13 protein-coding genes are annotated in these 14,264 nt (G+C 37.9%); 4 read left to right on the forward strand and 9 right to left on the reverse strand.

Annotated features, from left to right (window positions below; all coding sequences use genetic code 11):
* Positions 1 to 753 (reverse strand): SDR family NAD(P)-dependent oxidoreductase, encoded by a 753-nt coding sequence (locus tag CH364_RS01600; protein WP_100741881.1) that lies wholly within the window; start codon positions 751 to 753, stop codon positions 1 to 3.
* A gap of 51 nt (positions 754 to 804) precedes the next feature.
* On the opposite strand from CH364_RS01600, the gene CH364_RS01605 reads away from it, so the two are divergent.
* The 3 genes from CH364_RS01605 to CH364_RS01615 are packed head-to-tail and all read left to right on the forward strand — an operon-like array spanning position 805 to position 3,891.
* Positions 805 to 1,305: an NYN domain-containing protein gene (locus CH364_RS01605; protein ID WP_279306191.1), complete on the forward strand. Its 501-nt coding sequence runs from the start codon at positions 805 to 807 to the stop codon at positions 1,303 to 1,305.
* 1 nt (position 1,306) lies between these two features.
* Entirely contained in the window at positions 1,307 to 2,785 is a 1,479-nt protein-coding gene (locus CH364_RS01610; RefSeq protein ID WP_100741883.1) for an MBOAT family O-acyltransferase, read from the forward strand.
* Between the two features lie 8 nt (positions 2,786 to 2,793).
* Complete coding sequence (locus CH364_RS01615; RefSeq protein WP_100741884.1) at positions 2,794 to 3,891, forward strand: DUF1574 domain-containing protein; 1,098 nt, start codon at positions 2,794 to 2,796, stop codon at positions 3,889 to 3,891.
* Here the strand turns inward: CH364_RS01615 and CH364_RS01620 are convergent.
* The 8 genes from CH364_RS01620 to CH364_RS01655 all read right to left on the reverse strand — a co-directional run bounded on the left by CH364_RS01620 (position 3,864) and on the right by CH364_RS01655 (position 12,989).
* Entirely contained in the window at positions 3,864 to 4,460 is a 597-nt protein-coding gene (locus CH364_RS01620; protein ID WP_243401195.1) for a hypothetical protein, read from the reverse strand. The two genes, CH364_RS01615 and CH364_RS01620, sit on opposite strands and share 28 nt — an antisense overlap.
* 52 nt (positions 4,461 to 4,512) lie before the next feature.
* Complete coding sequence (locus CH364_RS01625; protein WP_100741885.1) at positions 4,513 to 5,577, reverse strand: hypothetical protein; 1,065 nt, start codon at positions 5,575 to 5,577, stop codon at positions 4,513 to 4,515.
* Entirely contained in the window at positions 5,574 to 7,478 is a 1,905-nt protein-coding gene (locus CH364_RS01630) for a FecR domain-containing protein (RefSeq protein ID WP_100741886.1), read from the reverse strand. The genes CH364_RS01625 and CH364_RS01630 overlap by 4 nt, the downstream gene beginning before the upstream one ends.
* A complete protein-coding gene (locus tag CH364_RS01635; RefSeq protein WP_100741887.1) occupies positions 7,475 to 9,325 on the reverse strand; it encodes an adenylate/guanylate cyclase domain-containing protein in 1,851 nt (616 codons plus the stop codon). Before CH364_RS01635 ends, CH364_RS01630 begins: the two co-directional genes overlap by 4 nt.
* Positions 9,326 to 9,403: 78 nt before the next feature.
* Positions 9,404 to 10,702, reverse strand: coding sequence for an LIC11270 family surface protein (locus tag CH364_RS01640; RefSeq protein WP_100741888.1), 1,299 nt, complete (start codon positions 10,700 to 10,702; stop codon positions 9,404 to 9,406).
* Entirely contained in the window at positions 10,702 to 11,340 is a 639-nt protein-coding gene (locus CH364_RS01645) for a hypothetical protein (RefSeq protein WP_100741889.1), read from the reverse strand. Before CH364_RS01645 ends, CH364_RS01640 begins: the two co-directional genes overlap by 1 nt.
* Complete coding sequence (gene truA, locus CH364_RS01650; protein ID WP_100741890.1) at positions 11,312 to 12,106, reverse strand: tRNA pseudouridine(38-40) synthase TruA; 795 nt, start codon at positions 12,104 to 12,106, stop codon at positions 11,312 to 11,314. Before truA ends, CH364_RS01645 begins: the two co-directional genes overlap by 29 nt.
* 4 nt (positions 12,107 to 12,110) lie before the next feature.
* Complete coding sequence (locus CH364_RS01655) at positions 12,111 to 12,989, reverse strand: DUF2225 domain-containing protein (protein WP_100741891.1); 879 nt, start codon at positions 12,987 to 12,989, stop codon at positions 12,111 to 12,113.
* 136 nt (positions 12,990 to 13,125) lie between these two features.
* Between CH364_RS01655 and CH364_RS01660 the strand changes: the two genes are divergently transcribed.
* Positions 13,126 to 14,238: an LIC11274 family protein gene (locus tag CH364_RS01660; RefSeq protein ID WP_100741892.1), complete on the forward strand. Its 1,113-nt coding sequence runs from the start codon at positions 13,126 to 13,128 to the stop codon at positions 14,236 to 14,238.
* Positions 14,239 to 14,264 lie beyond the last annotated feature (26 nt).

Below are 14,264 nucleotides of genomic sequence, written 5' to 3' on the forward strand. Positions count from 1 at the left end.
TTATATACTCAGTTTTTTAAAAATGAAATTGGGAATGTTGCGAATGATAAGACCTACGAGTGCCCAGATTCCTGGTACAAATGCTTCATCTTTTCCTTCCGCCACGATTTTGCGAATTTTTTCTGCCGCTTCTTCCGCAGTAATAGCCTTTAGTAATCCTTTTTCAGGAAGTTTTAAACCGCTCGTCATTTCTGTAATGACAAAACCTGGTTTAATGGTTGTTACTTGGACTTTTGATTCTGACAAACGATTGCGAAGAGCTTCCAAGTAAGTATTTAGTGCAGCCTTGGAAGTATTGTAAACTGGATTCCCTTTACGACCACGTTCTCCAGCAATCGAAGAGATTCCGATAATTTTGCCTGATTTTTGTTTTGTAAAATAAGTAGCAGCCGGGTTGAGAAAAGCGACAGCACCCAAGGTGTTTACATTTAACATTTCTAAGTCTTTAGTTGTATTGTATTCGTTAGGAGAAATCTCAGGCATCACTCCAGAAGCAAAGTACACTTCGTCCAATCCGCCGAGTAGAGAGACTGCTTTCTCAAATGTCTTTTCTGCTGTGGAAAACTTTGTCACGTCAAAGACCAAGGGGAAGGCCCTTTTTTCTTTGGATGAATTTGCTTTTTTGGCAATGGATTCGAGAGATTTTTCCCTTCTAGCCAAAAGAACCACGGAATTTCCTGCGTTCAATTCAGCTTCTGCAATGGCTTTTCCGATCCCACTCGAGGCACCGACGATGATTATTTTTTTCCCCATGTTTACGTTTTTTTGGTTTAATCGGATCTGGCAAGTGGTTTCAATAGAGTTGTGCCCGTAAATGAGAGAATCCTGATCGATGGGATGAATCTGATGTATAAATTTCCAGATTTGGCTTTTTGTTTGGGGGAATACCGCCTGCAGGATGCCCGGGATGGGTTACTCCTCCATTTAGATCGATTCTATTCTAAGAACTTTCACACCAAATTTTTAGTGTTTTTTGACGGGAAAAAGGATATAACCTCAGATTGTTATTCGGAAGATTGGGGCAAATTTTCCATTCATTATAGTCATGAAAAAAAAGCTGATGAACTCATCATCGGATATCTGAACTTATGTCCAGTACCTTCACAATGTTTGGTGGTATCTTCGGATAAGGAGATCATTAGTTTTGCGAGAAGACTTCGGGCCAAACGAATGACTTCGGAAGAATTTTATGCAGAATGGCTGAAAAGGGAAACAGAAGAGGATGAAACGGAATTTAACCACCTGAAAGAAGGATTGACACCTAGTTCAGAAACCGATTACTGGGAGAGACAATTCCTTCCTTGATATGTTGTTCAACTCAATCCCATTTTTAATCTTTTTTTCCATTGTTTATTTGCTCTATTGGGCCATCCCAAGAGAGCTACGAAAGTATTTCCTGTTACTTGCAGGGATTGGTTTTTACGCTTACTTTTCTTTGGCACTGACTGTCCATTTTCTTGTCGTCATTGGCATCAATTATCTTCTATATCGTAAAATCAAAGAAAGTCCAACGAAGTTTTGGGTTGGGTTTACTGTTACTATCAACCTAATCAATTTAGGTTTTTTTAAATATATATATTTTTTCAGTAAGGTTCTTGCTGATCTAACAGACTATCCGTTCTTTAAACAAGTTCCTGACCTCATTCACATTGCTTTACCACTTGCGATTAGTTTTTATACCTTTCAAATCATTGCTGCTGCAGTAGATACATACCGTGATTCATCCAAATCTTTGGTTCGAATCGAAGATTATTTCTTATTTGTTGCATTTTTTCCAGTGCTCATTGCTGGGCCTATCATGAGGATGACTGATTTTTTTCCGAACCTGGACAAACTAACTCCAAGTAAAGAAAAGATGTATCGTGCCTCATACTTGCTAATGTCTGGACTTGTAAAAAAAGTTCTCGTGGCAGATCCAATGTCACTCACCATCTCACCGGTGTTTGGTTCTCCTGCTGAGTATGATTCCTTTTCTTTGTTTATTGCGGGGATTTGTTATGCAATTCAAGTATACAGTGATTTTTCTGGTCTCACTGACATGGCAAGGTCAATTGCTTTGTATTTGGGTTTCGAAACTCCTGAAAATTTTAAAGCTCCTTTTTTCTCCACATCGGGAAGAGAACTTTGGAAACGTTGGCACATCACTTTATCTTTTTGGTTAAGAGATTATATTTATTTTCCACTGGGTGGTTCTCGTAAGGGTGAATTACGCACTTATTTAAACTTAATCATCATTATGACACTGGGTGGTTTTTGGCACGGTGCAGATTATACTTTTATCTGTTGGGGATTTTATTGGGGTGTGATTCTTGCTGGTGAAAGGTATTTTGAAGATAACCTGGGTTGGAAGTTAACTCCAGAGAAAAATAAATTTCTTATGGTGATCAAAGCTTTAATTGTATTTGTTTTGTTTTCTATATCGGGACTTATGTTTCGTTCGAACAATGCTACCAATATGGTGGAACATTTCCACGGAATTTTTACTCATTTTTCGCATAGTTTGGAAAGTATGTTTGTTGGTGATTCCAATGAATGGTTGGTATCTGCGACTTCTCTTTTTGGGAATGGTTCATCATTTCGATTCCAACATATTGAAAACCTAGAACGAATATTTTATACTTCCATAGCATTATTATTTTTTCATCACATCCAATATGTTCCTGAGTTTTGGGATCGTATCCGCAAACATGATGTTTGGTTGGTTCCCATACTTGGTGTCATTACTATTTTCCTTCTCGCCACACTTTCGCAAGATGGTGGAGAATTTATCTATTATAAGTTTTAGGAGACATTGTGGAATTTATTCGTAACAGATATTTGCTTGTCCCGTTTTTTGTTGTATTTCTTACTTTTTGTCTAGATAAATTATTACTTTTCGAAAACGTACACACATATTTTTCAAAATCACTTTCTGATATTAATTACATACAAAAACATCAGCTGTATGAAGATTTAAAAGTTTATCTAACAAATAAAGACAGAGATAAAGTTTTAGTTTACTTCGGAAATTCTCGTGCCTTGTTATTTGATAACGAATACATTCATAAAAAATACCCAGGTTGGGTGATGTTTAATTTTTCTGTTCCTGGTGGAAAACCTGATTATGTTTTACAATGGATGGAAAAGTTTCATAAAGACAACGTAAAACCAGATTTTTTCTTATTCGATCATTCCGTCGAAATGTATAACTCGGCAGCCACTTTAAAGGTAGATGAAACTTTAACAAATGGACTAAACGTTTCTTTTGTTTTAAAACATTTTTCGTTATTTTCAACAGATGATATTTCTACTCTTTTCGCCAAACGAATGTTCCGTGCTTACCAATATCGACCTAAGTTAGAAGTGATCCTTGCTCGGGCCAAAAATAAAGAATCATTTTTATATCCTTATCGTGAATTACGTAATAGTTTGATGGCTAATTTGAATAAAGGAAAAGGTTCTGCGATGACACCTGGAACCCATCAGTCTGTGCTTCCTCCAGAATTATTAAAAAAATCGGCCATTGGTGACTTTCATTCTTATCTAGTTCCGTTTCATTTTTCTGATCAGATATTAAATTTTACAAATCAATCATTGGAATTAGCCAAAGAACTGGGAGTGCCTTCCGCTGTCATTTGGGTTCGACTTTCGTTGCCTTATATGGATCACATTCGTAATCTAAAAGTTTCTGTGGGTAATGGAAAAGAAGATACTGTGTATCATGATTGGTATCCGAGAATGATTGAATATCATAAACAAAATGGAGTACCGTTTTGGAATATGAACGATGACCCGAACTACACCTGCAACAATTTCAGTGATGCAGGTCATATGTCACCGACTTGTTATGATGAGTATACGGATTATATTTTTAAGAATTTACTTCAATCTTTTGTGAAAGGGGCTCGGTAGAATTCGGCTCGATTCTGCAAATCATTCGGAGAAAGTTTTTCCGGATCTGCTGGATTGATTTTAGTTGGATTCTGCGGTTGGGGTTTGTTATTGTTTTCTTTATCCACTGAATACCCATAATAATATCCATGAACAATTTCCACTACCGAGACAGGTGTATCGGAATTTAAATTTTGGATTTCTACGGTGATTTCTTCTGGTGGAGCCAATAGTTCAAAAACCCATTGTGCTTCGCCTTCAATCTTTTCTTTTCTTAAGATGGTAGGGTTTTCATTTTGTCCGTTGCCTGAATACACAGTAAGAACCCATTCTTTTAATTTTCCATCAGTAGCAACGCCAATGCCAATGGACTGAGGTGATGTTTCCCCAGCTTTTAAATCAAATCGAATGGCACCACCTTTGGAAACAGCACCATAGAGTCTTTTTTTGGAAAGAGTAGGGTATAAAGCCAAATCTTGAATTCTTGTTGTGACTTCTTTCACATTTTGGCTCAGTACGGATGGTTCGGAATGTAGGGCCTGCATTGTGGCCAAAGTGATTCCAACCGAAGCAATCAAAGAATATCTCATTCTCTTAATAAGACTAAAAAAAGCGATTCCTTACAAGCAAAAGAATAAGAAATTACCTCGAACAAGTTCGAAATTTAGTCAATTCTTGCAGTAATGATTGGCGTTCATCTGGGTCTAGATTGATTCGATTTTTCCATTGGAGTTCCATTCTTTCGAAAGCAGGTCGGAATTTAGGGGAACAGTTTTTGCTAAAATAAGAATAAGCACTAGTTCGATCTGATTCATTTTCGCTTATCAATTTATAAAATTCAAATACGGAAAAATTGTCTTCGCTAGAAAAATTCAATATAACGTATGTTTTGTGGCATTCACTTAATGTTAAAGCTGGAACTTTTGTGTTTTTACAATTTACAGCAATATCAGATTCTAAAAATGCTAACATCTCTTCATAGGTAAAGTCGCGAAACGGTTTTCCTTTTGGAACGGAGACTTTATTCTTTTTGGTTCCGGAATTGTCTTTTGGTGTTTGGGAATTTGAAACCAGGAGTTCATCCTTGGAAGCGATTTCCGTATTGTGTTTTGGTTCTTCTACTTTAACAAAGTTGGTTACCACTTTGGGTTTTTGGTAAGGGTTGGTCACCGTCAAATCATATGGACCTGATTTTGCATCAGTTGTATCAACTTTTAAGTCGATTCGTTCTGGCGATTTTACTTCCTTACTGAGGATAGGAAGAGCTTCTTCTTTTCTAGTTAAATCAACTTTAGTTGCATCCAAAAAATGTTCCCCTTCAATGGTAACGTTTGAAATGGTTTTTTCATTTTTGGATTCTGATTTAGGAAGGATGATTGGTTTTTCTTCTTCAATTACAACTTTTGGCGGTTCAGAGATAATAACTTCTAAATCTTTCCATGCAGACCAAACTGCAGGTTTTTTGAAAAGGTTTAAGGGTGCGGTTCGAACAAGATAAACACCTGAAGGAAGATCTTCAATCGAGTGGAATGGAGTTTCGATTTTTTTATCAATAATAACTTTTCCAGTTTTTTCTTTGATTTGAATTTGGTAACCGCTAGCATCCGGAATTGGTTTCCAAGCGATGAGTTTGGTTCCGTCTTGGGCTCCAATCGAAAAAGTAACAAACCAAAAAATAATAAAAAAATGTTTTGTATTTAGTTTCATCTTTTTTCTTTATACAACCGTTTTGGAGAAATAAATTCGATATCAGAAGGTTTCAAAGATTTAAATTGGTCCAAAGCTAAGATAAAACTTCCTTTTTTTGAAAATAACAATGTTGTATCTTTATATACACTTAAATCCCAAGAAAAAGATCCTTCATCTAGAATACTCAAGTCCTTCAAACTATGTTTGGATTCTTTTGTTGTTATTTTATAGATGGCAACTTTTTTATCTCCGTTATGTTGGTATAAAACCAGATCATAGTGCTCTCCGGTAACGCCTGTTACTTTCCATAAAAATTCCAAACTTGATTTTCCTTTCATCTGTACAATTGTTCCATTCGGAGACATCATTTCCAGTTTTGGGTCTAATTTTTGGTCAGGTTTGTTTGTTGTTACTTCTTCTGCCGGTTCTGTTTTTTTCTTTTGTTCTACTACGGTAAAACTGAGGGGATTTGAAGTTTCTGTTTCTTTTCCCTCTTTTGATTTTCCAGTGACAGTTGCAAAAAAAGTTCCTTTTCCTAAACTGTTCCAATTCGGAACAAGAAAATTGGAAGCCGTTTCTTCTGAAAAAACAACGGAACTCATTTTGGAGTCTTTTGCAATTTTTAACTGGTAAGATTTTAATTCTGCATTTCCGTCCCAAATTAAAATCGCTTGGTTTTGTTTGATTTCCTCCAATGAAATTTCAGATCCATTGGCAGGTCGCATCCATTTCGGAGTAGGTACAGTGTTTTGTTTTTTGATGATAAACGATTGGACTTGGCTACTTCTGTCTTTTGTGTCTGGAAAAGAGGACTTGGCAATTACCTTCCAATAATATGTACCTTCTTTTAAATCGTCATAGGAAATTTGATTTGCAGTTGTTTCCAATTGTTTGATTGGATTTGTAAGTTTAGGTGAATTGGAAACTAACAATTGGTAAGAGTTTGCTGTTGTGAGTTTGGTCCAACTGAGAGTGACGAGTGGCATCGTTTGGACAAAAGGAATTACGGATCCTGACTCAGGAGATTCTCCTTGGAAAGATTCAAGTTTTGTGACAAAGAATTTATTAATTTCGCTAAATTCTATTCCGGAACCAACTTTGTTTTTAACTTTTAATCTCCAATAAAAAGTGCCTTCTTTTAGTCGAATCGAACTTTGAGTTCCTTCCACTTTTTCATTAATTAGTGTCATTTGAAAGTTAGGTGATCTCGAAATTTCTAAAACAGGATCACCATATCCAGATTCAATTTTCCATTGGAATTGTACGGACACTTCGTCCGGTTCTGTATAAAATAACTTTTGGGATGTTGGAGAAATTAAGATGGCCGGAATTTTTTTAATTTCTATTCCAGTTTTTTTGAATTCTGCCTTTTTTCCTTCTTCCACGGATATAGACTTTCCGTCTTGGTGTTTGACCGTGGTTTTTCCTTTTTCAACAAACAGGCTCAGTTCTCTTTCTTTAGATCTTTCTATTTTAACATTACCTGAATCTACGTTGATTTCGCTGCCAGAGCTTGTGATTTTGATTTGATTTGGTTTGGAATCATTTTTTTTAACTTCCAAAGAACCTTCAGTAAATTCAAGATTTGGTTCCTCTCCCGTCAAATCCAAGTTAAACATTGAGTTTTCATCAATATTAATTTCTGTTCCATCTTTTAGTCGAATGAGAGCATCAGAAAATGCTTCTGAACGAATTGTGTCTTTGTTAGTGAGTGGGCTGTTGTTTTCTAATTTTTCCCATATCACTTCATCTTCAAATTTTCTTTGAACAATATTGTTTTTAAAAAATATGGTTCCTACAACTTCACGATCTCCAATTCCAATCTTTCGATTGAGGTCCAAATAAAACAAAATGGTGAACAGAATCGCAACACTTAAAAGGGTGAATAAGACGAGTCGGTCTCGTTTGTCTAAATTCATTTTTTCCCCTTTTTCACAACAGTGATTCCAACTAACTTCTGAAGTTCACTTAGCGTTTTTGGGTAATCGGGATCTGATTTTCTTCCAAGAACGGCATAAACTTTTTGTGCTTTCGATTTTCCTTTTAATTCTATTTCGCCCATACTGAGTACATGGTAATCGGATTTAATTTCTTGGTAGGTGGTTTCTGTAATCAAGATGTCTGTATGAGTTTCTTTATTAAGTGATTCCACACGGGAGGCAAGGTTTACCGAGTCTCCTATAACAGTGTATTCCATTTTATCAGCGCTTCCAATTTGACCGGCAATCACATAGCCTGTGTTAATTCCACAACCAATTTGAATGATCGGTTTTTTGACTGTTCCTCTGCCTTTGTTGAACTCGATAAGTTTGTCACGCATTCGCAGTGCAGCTTCAATGGATGACTTTGCATGTTGTTTAGAATCACGAAGCGCTCCCCATGTTGCCATGATGGCGTCTCCGATAAACTTATCTACCGTTCCGCCTGTTTCTTGAACACACTTCACCATTTCAGTCATGTATTGATTTAGAAATTCCACAACCTCTTCCGGTTGTAGTTTTTCTGAAATTGCAGTAAAACTTCGAATGTCGGAGAAAAAGATGGTACAATATTTTCTTTGTCCCCCGATGGAAAGTTTCCCTTTTGCTGCTAGTTCTGCGATGTCTTGGTTCACAAATCGTCCAAAGGAATCTTTTAGTTTTTCCCGTTCTTCTAAACCTCGTCCCATACTTACGAACGATTTGGTTAATGTTCCAATTTCATCATGCGTTGTAGCATGTAGTTCAATATGGTAATTTCCTCTTCTGATTTCTTCCGAAGCGTCTACTAATTTTAAAATAGGTGTTGATAGTGATTTTGCAAAAACGTAAACAACGATAAACGAAAGAGCTAGTGAAACTATTAAGATATAAACATTTCGTTTTTGGATATTATTGACTTCTTCAAATATTTTTGCTTCACGAACTTGTGAAATGACACCAACACCACCAAGTCCAAGTTTTTTGAAAGATCCAAGATAAGAAACTCCATCCTTGGCTTCATAACGAAATTGACCATTATCAACCGTGGACTTTTTCATCCTTTCAACAATAGGCAGGTCATTGAGATTAATTCCTGATAAAACTACTTTGGCATCTGGATGCGCGAGTACACTTCCGTCTTCACTGACTAAAAAAGTTTCTACAGGTCCTGAGGTTTGGAATGCATCGAGTAGGCTATCTAGTTTTATGAGTGTAACAAGAATTGTATGTGTGTCTTTGGATTCGGAAAGAGGAAAACTGAGACAAAGAATGGGATGACGAAAATGTGGACTAGCATTCCAAATGACTGTAGATCCACCAAAGGATTTTTTAAGTTTGGGTTGGATATTTTTAAGTAATCCTTTTACTTCCGATCTTTGGTAATCGTATTTTTGTAAAAACTCATCGTTAAGTGCTTCAAATTTTGGATTCAAACTAACATCATAAGCACCAACCAAAAGAAAATTTTGATCTTCTTCAAACAACTCTTTGGCGATGGCATTGGCTGAGTTCGGATTTCTTAGTATGGCCGATGCAGTGATATGAACATCCTGTTTCATCGAATGTAAGTCCGATTTCACTTTTAAAGATAGGATTTCATTGATTTTGATATTGTTTTCTTTTACACGAACCTCACTATCCTTTCTAAAAAAATAAGATGCAAGAAAGATGATCCCGGACATAGAAACAAGTATTACAACCGAGGTAATGAGGAGGAGTTTGTATCGAATTGGAAACTGCAATTCCCCGTGGAGATGGGAATCTTTGGAAAAGAGTGAACGTAGTTTGAGCAGAATCGTTTTCATATCATTGGTACTTTTACCAACTTCATAGAAAACGGTGTTTGAGAAAAAGTAAAATTGAAAAGAGAAACTATTTTTTTACTAGGGGCATGTCAAATCAATGTTATATGTTTGTCTGAACGGATACTCAGGAATGTTGAATGTAGTCTCACGTACTACAGTGTCTGGGTAACCGTCCTGTTTTGTTAAATCGCCTAAACAAACTGCCTTGTAATTACCGGGATTAAGGTATTTTATTTTTGCACCTTGTTTTGCTGGTGTTGCTGCAAGAGGCAAAACGTTTATAAATTCAGTTTCTTGAATTCGAAAGATGCCATAATAATGTAACAAAGAATTGCTACCACCAGTTATGGTAAGACTCGATGCAGTTTCTGGATAAATGACACGCGCCCTTGTCAAAATATTTCCGCCTGCGTCTCCTTCCCCTTTGTGGTCAAAAAAGATATCACTCACACCAACGTAGGTAACAGTTGTGGACCGACTGGTGAGATAGGAATGTAACATCAAATTTTCTTTTAGATTGATTCTTACTTCTAAGATATATGGATCAAATCCATCTCGAATTTGCATATCAGCTTGAGTGGGTAGTTGGGTATATAAAGCAGGAAACATTTTCGGAACAATACTACTCTTTGCAGCGGAAGTGGTTCCTGCCACATAGTTGTTCCTTGGGACAATGTTTAGTCCATTGACAATGGGCCTATTGTCAAAACGACCAGTCACCGGGATCCCTGCATCAAGAGCATAACCGGTCACAAGCGAACGGAAATAAATAGCCGCATAATAATACTGACGTCCGAGCCAAGGTTGGCCTGTTATTAATGCTGATTCCCAACTTTCTGTTTGGGAAGATGGATCGTTGGATGGAAATTGTGCACCAATTCCATTAAAAAAATCAGATGCTTTTAAAATCCCATTACTTTCCGTACATGTATTGTTATCAAAAGAATAAGTGACCGTACAAAATACCTGTCTGTTAGGCGCAATGTAGTCCCAGAATTTGTTTGAATCAACAGTGTCTCGAATTTGTGTGAGTTCGTTTAATCCTTTTAGGTATTTACTTGAAATTCTTACTTCTCCAATATCCAAAAAGATAGGAACATTTCCGGCTTTTGGTTGGTTAACCAAAGTCATAACTGGATCAAGACCCTCTCCTTGCGTATCTAAATACAAATCACCAGTTCCGTTATTTAGCTCGCTCCAATCAAGGGGGTTGTCAGTAGCATAAGTTCCTTTGAGAAGCAATAACATTCTATTATTAAATAAAGTTGAAATAACAGGAAGTTTTGATTTCTCACCTAAGTCTAGTTTGGTTTTACAATCAATAAAAACAACAAAGCTAAGGAATATAATTATAAATTGTAGGGATAATGATTTCACTAAAATAAAACTCCTACAGTTAGACCGAAATAGAAGAAATCCACGTTTTGCAGAGTGTAATTGGCTGGATTTTGCAAACGAGGGTCATCATAAGGACTGGCGAGTGGGTATCTGTATTGGTTGGGAACATCCATTTGGGTTTCAAAGATCTTATAATAATCCAATCGTACCCCAATCCGAATCCGTCGACCAGCAATAAAACTAGCTTCTAACCCGCCAAATGCGGTCGGGTTCCATCTCGCCGTATCGGCTGGCCTTGCCACTACATAGGCGGATCCACCGCCACCTTTTATAAAAAACTGAATGGGAAGTTCAATGGGAATTTTGTAGGCCAAAGCTGCATACAATGGCATGGCAGTGAGGGCTCTTTCTGATCTAGATAAAAACACTGCATAGGATCCACCGATTTCTGTATAAAAAATCCATGGCCAAGGCATCCGCGCATAAAATCCGCCACCAAGAGTTGTTTCTAACACACGAACTGTCTGTGTTCCTGGCATTGGATTGGCGGCACCCACCCATCCACCAATTTCATACCGGCGTTTGTTGTATTCTTCTAGGGTTTGTGCAGAAAGAAGACCGGAAAAAAGAGTAAGAGCGAGAATTAGGCTAAGGAAGAGCGATTTGATACAATTCATGAATTTCCGGATAATCTTCGTAATATGCACGGACGAAATAGAGTCCATCCGGCGGGAGTGTCATTCCTGCCGTCGAACGGTTCTTCTCTTCCAAAATAGAGCCGATGGATCTAGATTTCCAACGTCCCTTCCCAATGTCTAGTAAAGTTCCTACAGTAATGCGAACCATATTGTGCATAAATCCGTTGGCACGAATTCGGATTTGGATCCAATCTGGTGTCAATCGTTCCAAACGAATGTCAAAGATTTCGCGAACTGCCCGTTTGCCCGCCATCGACTTTGCTTTTGTCAGAGACCGAAAGTCTTTTTCTCCCACAAGGTTTGTGAGTTGGTTTTCTACCAAATCCCAATCAACATGGTGTTTGACCCAGAAGGCTCTACCTTCAACAAAACTACTTTCATATTTGCTGTAATAAATTTTGTAAATGTACTCTCTACCTGTACAACTGAACCTGGAGTGAAACTCTGCTGGTACCTCGATCACATTTTTGACTGAAACTGCTTTGGGTGTGAGGGCATTGATGGATACGAGTAGTTTATGAAAGTTGGGAATGGGGAATTCTGTTTTAAAATTACACACCATACCAAGTCCATGAACCCCAGTGTCAGTTCTTCCTGCGACTGACAATCGTGATGCGGGATTTTTGTTTAAAATAATAGAAAGAGCCGATTCGATGGCTGATTGGACTGTCGGTAAATTTTTTTGTTTCTGCCAGCCGTAAAAGTGAGTACCGTCGTATTCGACGAGGAGAGCGTAATTGGGCAAACCCTTACTTCTCGCCGCCCATTGCTTCTAAAATTGCATTGTATTCGTCATACAACTCTCGAGTCATTTCCACAATGGGACCTGGTTTTCCTTTGGAAGCTTTTCCTGAACCGTAGAGCCTTGCAAGTGTTCGTTTGGCTCTTGATAAAAGTAAAACTTGGTCCTCTGGTTTTGGAGCCATCTGGTCTTTGAATTTTTTTGTTAAAAATGCATTGAGATAGATAACACCATCAAATCCCCAGTTGTTATCTGTATCAGGACCGAGCATCCCTGCAGCTTGGTCTACAGGTTCGTTTCCATTTTGCATGAGTTCCAAAGTGTATCCGTAGATCACCGCTGCTTTTTGGTAGAGTAAATCTCTGATTTTATCATAACCAATGTGAGGAAACTCATCATGAAGGTCTGAAAAAAACCAAGCTGCACGAATGGCACAAACTGCTTTTTTGGGAGTAGGTGCCACACTGGCACCACGGAGTTGGTAACAATCCATCCCCAGTAAATAAGAGGCAGCACCTAACACAATTTGGCGATCCCCAGTAAAATCCAAGGGGCCTAGAATTTTTTCAATATAACTTCTTCGTGAATCGGTGGCCATACGAATGGCTTCATTGTCAGCGGGGTTTAGAGAATTCCAGTCTTTCGGAAAGGAAGAATACAAACAACGAGGGCAGACCGTCATGACATAATCCAGGGGACTCACACGACCAAATTTCTTATTTTTTTCGTATAAACGACGTAAATCTTGGGCCAGCTTCCCGGCGATGAGTCGGCCACCACCCTGAAACATTTGTTCCTTTTGGTGATTTTCATCACAAATTGGGCAGACTGTGGACTCTTTGGCGCGAAAAGATACTTTTTTGGACTGGGCAGCGGCTAGGGACATAGGAAAAATCTAGGAAAAGGCTCAATTTTAAAATACAATCTGTCAATCCAATATCAGAAATCTCCGATAATACTCACAGGGGCCACCCCGAAATTACTTGTAAGATTCTTTCAAGGAAGGAAAGTACGGAAACGGAATGAACGGCAGCGCAATGAAACAATCCCTTCTTATTCTCATGACGAGTCTTTTGATGCAGGCACCCATGTTTGCAGAATCAGTCTCTAGTAAATCATACCACAAACGCATTGAACTTCTGACTTACCTACGTGAGTTGGAGCCAATTGTAAAAAATTTCCGTGGAGAAGATCCAGAAGGAAAACCGACGGAACTCAATGCTCCTGAAGGGAAAGAAGGCTTCCGTATGAAAAAATACAATGAAGCCAAACGAATTTACCAAGAAGGTTTACAATACCATTTCGAAGGAAATTTTCCTTCGGCTTACCAACGTTTTCTCGAATGCCAATTGGGAATCGAAAAAATGACGGAAGAACTTTCTCAACTCTACATCCTCCGAGCGGAAGAGATGATGAAAACTGCCATGGAAAGAAAAAATCCAAACAATCCTATGGATAAGGCCCTTCTTGATATTTCCATTGAATATGGAAAAGGTTCTTATTTCCGCCAGGACGTGATGGACATTCCACGAGAAGCTCCGTATTCACGTCGTATGTATGATCCAAAAGAAGCTCACTACAGTTATAATAAATATGACATTGAGAAAAACTTGGAATTAGGATACAAACACTTAGGTCTTGCGAAAGAAGCCAGAGCCAATGCGTTAAAAGTAGAAAAGAATTTGGAGAAACACCAAAAACTCCAACCTTCTCACAGAAAGTATCGTATTGATTTGTATTTTGGAGCAATCAACCTCGCTCGTGATTCCAAAGCCAATGCAATTAACATCTATAAGTTGAAATATCCATACGACAACTATTACCTGAACAATGCGCAAGCTAAATCAGAATCTTCAAAAGATGAAAATGGTGCAGTAGTAGAAGGTCAACCAGTAAAGGTCGATGGTGTTACTTACGATTTTTCCAAAAATCCGTATGTAAAATTTGACCATAGAATTCAAGCTATGTTTGATGTTCGTGTGCCAGAAGAATATCGAGTGGACCATGCTGATGTAAGAGGTCGCGTATATGATTTGGACTCAAACAACATGGTTTTCATGAAGTATGACCAAGAACGTAAAAAAGCATTGAATGTTCCGGCAAAACCTGCTGCGGGAGCCACTCCGCAACAATAAGAAACGTTAACTAACACCGTTTCCAC

The sequence above is a fragment of the Leptospira harrisiae genome, from assembly GCF_002811945.1.
Taxonomy (GTDB): domain Bacteria; phylum Spirochaetota; class Leptospiria; order Leptospirales; family Leptospiraceae; genus Leptospira_A; species Leptospira_A harrisiae.

Excerpts from the sequence above, each read along its gene's own strand:
- CH364_RS01620 (WP_243401195.1), bottom strand. The coding sequence starts at position 4,460 with ATGAGATATTCTTTGATTGCTTCGGTTGGAATCACTTTGGCCACAATG.
- CH364_RS01630 (WP_100741886.1), bottom strand. The coding sequence starts at position 7,478 with ATGAATTTAGACAAACGAGACCGACTCGTCTTATTCACCCTTTTAAGT.
- CH364_RS01600 (WP_100741881.1), bottom strand. The coding sequence starts at position 753 with ATGGGGAAAAAAATAATCATCGTCGGTGCCTCGAGTGGGATCGGAAAA.
- CH364_RS01635 (WP_100741887.1), bottom strand. The coding sequence starts at position 9,325 with ATGAAAACGATTCTGCTCAAACTACGTTCACTCTTTTCCAAAGATTCC.
- CH364_RS01660 (WP_100741892.1), top strand. The coding sequence starts at position 13,126 with ATGAACGGCAGCGCAATGAAACAATCCCTTCTTATTCTCATGACGAGT.
- CH364_RS01645 (WP_100741889.1), bottom strand. The coding sequence starts at position 11,340 with ATGAATTGTATCAAATCGCTCTTCCTTAGCCTAATTCTCGCTCTTACT.
- CH364_RS01655 (WP_100741891.1), bottom strand. The coding sequence starts at position 12,989 with ATGTCCCTAGCCGCTGCCCAGTCCAAAAAAGTATCTTTTCGCGCCAAA.
- CH364_RS01625 (WP_100741885.1), bottom strand. The coding sequence starts at position 5,577 with ATGAAACTAAATACAAAACATTTTTTTATTATTTTTTGGTTTGTTACT.
- CH364_RS01610 (WP_100741883.1), top strand. The coding sequence starts at position 1,307 with ATGTTGTTCAACTCAATCCCATTTTTAATCTTTTTTTCCATTGTTTAT.